3 protein-coding genes are annotated in these 4,133 nt (G+C 58.5%); 1 reads left to right on the forward strand and 2 read right to left on the reverse strand.

What is annotated here, in order from left to right; genetic code table 11:
• On the reverse strand, nucleotides 1-1,378 hold a 1,378-nt coding region (locus tag KAY22_RS25420), incomplete at its 3' end, for an ankyrin repeat domain-containing protein (protein WP_296625893.1).
• Between the two features lie 605 nt (nucleotides 1,379-1,983).
• On the opposite strand from KAY22_RS25420, the gene KAY22_RS25425 reads away from it, so the two are divergent.
• A complete protein-coding gene (locus tag KAY22_RS25425) occupies nucleotides 1,984-2,352 on the forward strand; it encodes a DUF3768 domain-containing protein (RefSeq protein ID WP_296625894.1) in 369 nt (122 codons plus the stop codon).
• A 333-nt stretch (nucleotides 2,353-2,685) separates the two neighbouring features.
• On the opposite strand, the gene KAY22_RS25430 is transcribed toward KAY22_RS25425, so the two are convergent.
• Nucleotides 2,686-4,049, reverse strand: a protein-coding gene (locus KAY22_RS25430) for an IS3 family transposase (protein WP_202988247.1) whose coding sequence is annotated in 2 segments (ribosomal slippage) — nucleotides 2,686-3,701 and nucleotides 3,701-4,049 — 1,365 coding nt in all. Because the reading frame shifts where the segments join, the coding sequence is not laid out codon by codon here.
• Nucleotides 4,050-4,133: the final 84 nt, after the last annotated feature.

Consider the following 4,133-nt stretch of genomic DNA (forward strand, 5'->3'; position numbering starts at 1 on the left):
CCTCTAGCCCGCGCAGGACAATCGCGCCGAGCAGAGTCGAGTCATCGAGGACCGCGTTCAGAAGCTTATGCTTGGCATTTGAGATTTCGCGAATGAGGCGCTCTTCCGTCGCGCGGTCCACGCTGAAGGCCCTGGAACCGGGAACCATCATGTTCCGGTTGCAGGCAGCGAGGATTCCCTCGACGAGCTCGTCCTCATCGACGACGGCAAGCGAGGGCGAGGCAAGCTGCAGGCTAGGCTCGGTTGTTTCCTCTGTTCGGATGCCGACGGAAACGAGAAGATTGCGGACATTCACGGCAAGTGCTTCCGGCGAATGATTCCCCCGGCATTGACCGACCAGGTCGCGTATGGCCTGGTCATCCGCCATATCGGCGGCGAGCACTTCGCGAACCCAATCGCGACATGCGAACTCGTCGATCGTGAAGCACGTGTTTTCGAGCTTTCGCGGACGCCGGCTCGAACGACCATTGGACGACGAGAAATCCGATGCGGCCCCGCTTGAACCAGGGTGGTCGCCGATCGGTTTTTCCGCCACATGATCCGCGGATCGGACCTTGGCGAGGCTGGCCGGAAGTTCCCACTCGTCATTGTCTGCATCGTCTCCTGCCCGAAGTCCGGATCCTGACGGAATCGCGACGAAGGCAGCCGAGACGGCAGCTATGCCCTGGCGGGAATGAAATGCGACGGGTTCTTCTTCGGTATCGAATTGCAGGTCGCCGAATATTTCATCGATCTCGATAGCGGGCGTATCAGCATGATCGGTCGCGGCTTGGGCAGCGGCTTGTCCGGCCCGACTTCCCTCATCCGACCCGTCACGGTTCAGGCTGCGAAGCAGATCCGCCAACTGCAGATGACCCGCTTCAGTTGCCATATCAGCCGGCGTCTGCCTGTTATTGTTCCGGATCGTCGCGTCGGCACCCGCATCGAAGAGCTGGTTGCAAATCAGAAAATGCCCCCCTGCGGCGGCAAGGTGCAGCGGTGTGTCACCTTTCGCATTCCGAGAGGTCAACCGCCTTCCGGCGATCAGACCGTCCAGGACTGCTGTATCTCCGGAAATCAGTGCCTTCTGCTCGAGGACATCAAGCGGGCGACCACATCCCGCGCCGAGCCCCAGACCTTCCTTCGACACCCAGTCCGCGATCGCATTCGCCAAGGAGAGAGAAAGGGATGCATAGCCAGATAGCCTTGCCAGATCAGCCGCCGTACGCCCGGCATTATCGACCTTCGACGGGTCTATTCCCGCATTGAGGTAGAGACGGCAAATTGCAGCCTTGCCGCTCTGAGCTGCAATATGAAGCAAGGTGCGTCCGGCCTCATCTGTTGCAAGCAGCGCCCCGCGATCGCGGCAAGCATGGAAAGCCCGTTCCTCTTCCGTCATCAATTCGAGTGGTCGAGTGCTACTTGGTATCATGAAGAGCGCAGTGTTCAGCCTTTTGTGTAAGACGTGTAGAAGGTTTACGACAGATCGAGTTCCGACGGGAATTTCCAACTATCTTGATCATACATCGCGACGCTCGATAGGGCATAAAAGCAATTGATGAGTTAAGGGAGCAGATTTTTCACCGCCAAGATATTCCCTTACGGCGAGCATCCGAGACAGTATTCCGGTGATTGCCGCCACGTAGATATTGCGCCAGCAAGCGGCAGGTTTCAGGCGGCGGTATCGGGAGCGGGTACGTTTCGGATCAGGCTGCGGAACGGACAAAAGCCATATCAAGTGTACCGGCGGCTTAAGCTAGGATTACTTGGTTTTTTGCAAACGCTGTGGACCGTGGCTATACTTGCCGTGCGCTAACGGCGTCCTCTAACCCTCAAAAAGCGAACCTTATTGCGAGCAAATCCGCTGGGATTTGACGCAAGGATCACTGTGCCCGGTGAAAGCCGTGGCGCCCAGATTCTGTCGCCGGGCATTGATGTCTCGTCGTTGCGCGATGCTGGCTGATCGGCCGCATCATCACAAACTCAAACGCAGGAATCTTTGTCATGGATGACAACGAAACAACGACGCACGTCCCGATGCCAACCTCGCGGACCGGGCGGATCGCATATTTGAATGATCGGCTCCGCTGCCGCCTCAAAGGCGGACAACTTGCCGTCACACGGGGCATTCTCGATCTATGTGGCGGCGCTTATGCTCCCAAGATCGTGGAAAGAGTCCAAGCTTTTGATGATTTTTCGGCCGACAACGACCCCTACTGCGAAAGGGATTTCGGAGCGTTCGATTTCCTAGGACACCAGATAAATTGGAGGATCGATTATTACGATCTCGATATGCGGTATCAATCTGCCGATCCCGCTGATCCCGCGATAACAATACGGCTGCTGACAATCATGCTTGCGGCAGAATATTGATGATGCCTCGCCTAGCGCTGACTAATCCGGTCGCCCAGATCGCCGCTCACCTGCGCCCTTTTCAGCAGGGTCAACTCGACGCTCTGTGCGGGATCTATTGCACGTTGAACGCCCTTCAAATCGCCGCCTATCCTGCTCGGCCCCTTGGTCTGCCGAAAGCTCGATCCCTTTTCACATCAGCTGTTTCCATGGTGCGCAAACACCACTCTCATCTCAACCCGGTTTCGCAAGGAATGGCGAACGAACGGATGATCTGGCGTGTCCGTCGTCAGAACATTTGGCGCAGATCGCGGCGTAGATTAGCGGAGCGCGGGCCTCGTCCTGGGGTTGATATTAAGCGGCGAGCTTGCGGTGCTGCAAGCGTCGGTGTTCGATGGTCTTCCGTTTGATCCTTTCGCGCTGTTGGATGATGGCGTCAGCCCTGCCGAAGTAGGTGTCGGCGGGCGTCACATTGCCGAGGCTTTCGTGATATCGGCGGTGATTATAGTGGTCGATGAAGGCCTCGATCCGGGTCTCCAGATCGCCGGGCAGGAAGTAATTTTCCAGCAGGATCCGGTTCTTGAGGGTCTGGTGCCAGCGCTCGATCTTGCCTTGGGTCTGGGGATGCATCGGGGCGCCGCGGACATGGCTCATACCGTTGGCACCGATCCATTGGGCCAGCTCCTCGGCGATGTAGCTCGGACCATTATCGCTGAGCAGCCTGGGCTTTTGCACGACCCTGGCTGACGAACAGCCCGAGGCTTCAAGCGCCAGTTCCAGCGTGTCGGTGACGTCCCCGGCGCGCATGGTGGTGCAAAGCTTCCAGGCGATGACATAGCGGGAGAAGTCGTCGAGCACGGTCGACAGATACACCCAGCCCCAACCGATGATTTTGAAGTAGGTGAAGTCGGTCTGCCACATCTCGTTCGGCCGCGTCGTCTTGGTGTGGAACGCATCGGCTGCCTTGATCACGATGAAGGCCGGGCTGGTGATCAGGTCATGGGCTTTCAGAAGCCGGTAAACCGTCGATTCCGACACGAAGTAGCGCTTCTCGTCGGTAAAGCGCACAGCCAACTCGCGGGGCGATAGCTCGGACTCGTCCAGCGCCATCTCGACGATCTGCTGCTGGATATCGTTGCCGATGCGATTCCACACCCGGCTCGGCGCCGATGGCCGATCCTCCAGCGCCTCCGGCCCGCCTTCGAGGTAGCGGTCATACCATCGATAGAAGGTCCGGCGGGGGATGCCGAGCTGGTCCAGCGTCCGCTTGGCGGGCAGATGCGACTGCTCGACGATCCTGATGATCTCGAGCTTCTCAGATGCGGGATACCTCATTCTTCGTCGCCCCCATCCGCGATCATGCTTTTTTTGAGCAGACGGTTTTCCAGCGTCAGGTCGGCCACGCATTCCTTCAGGGCACGGGTTTCGCGGCGCAGGTCGTGCACCTCGCCGGTGGTCGCAGCTCGGGCGGTATCGCCGGCCAGACGACGCTTGCCCGCTTCCATGAACTCCTTCGACCAGGTGTAATACAGGCTCTGGGCGATGCCTTCCTTGCGGCACAGCTCGGCGATACTGTCTTCGCCGCGCAGCCCCTCCAGCACGATCCTGATTTTGTCCTCTGCAGAGAAGTGCCGGCGCGTCGCACGCCGTATGTCCTTCACCACCCGCTCAGCTGGGGCCTTCGGCGCCGATTTTTTCAAGGAGGATTTGGGCTTCATCTTCGTTCCTTCGTCACTACGACGAAGCCCAAATCCTCCTTAAATCACAACCTCAAATCTGTGCCATTGGCGCTGACGGCGGAC

Source organism: Rhizorhabdus sp. (assembly GCF_018006725.1).
In the GTDB taxonomy this organism is placed as follows: domain Bacteria; phylum Pseudomonadota; class Alphaproteobacteria; order Sphingomonadales; family Sphingomonadaceae; genus Rhizorhabdus.

What these genes read in the sequence shown, in the direction of transcription:
- KAY22_RS25425 (WP_296625894.1), top strand. Translation starts at nt 1,984, where the DNA reads ATGGATGACAACGAAACAACGACGCACGTCCCGATGCCAACCTCGCGG.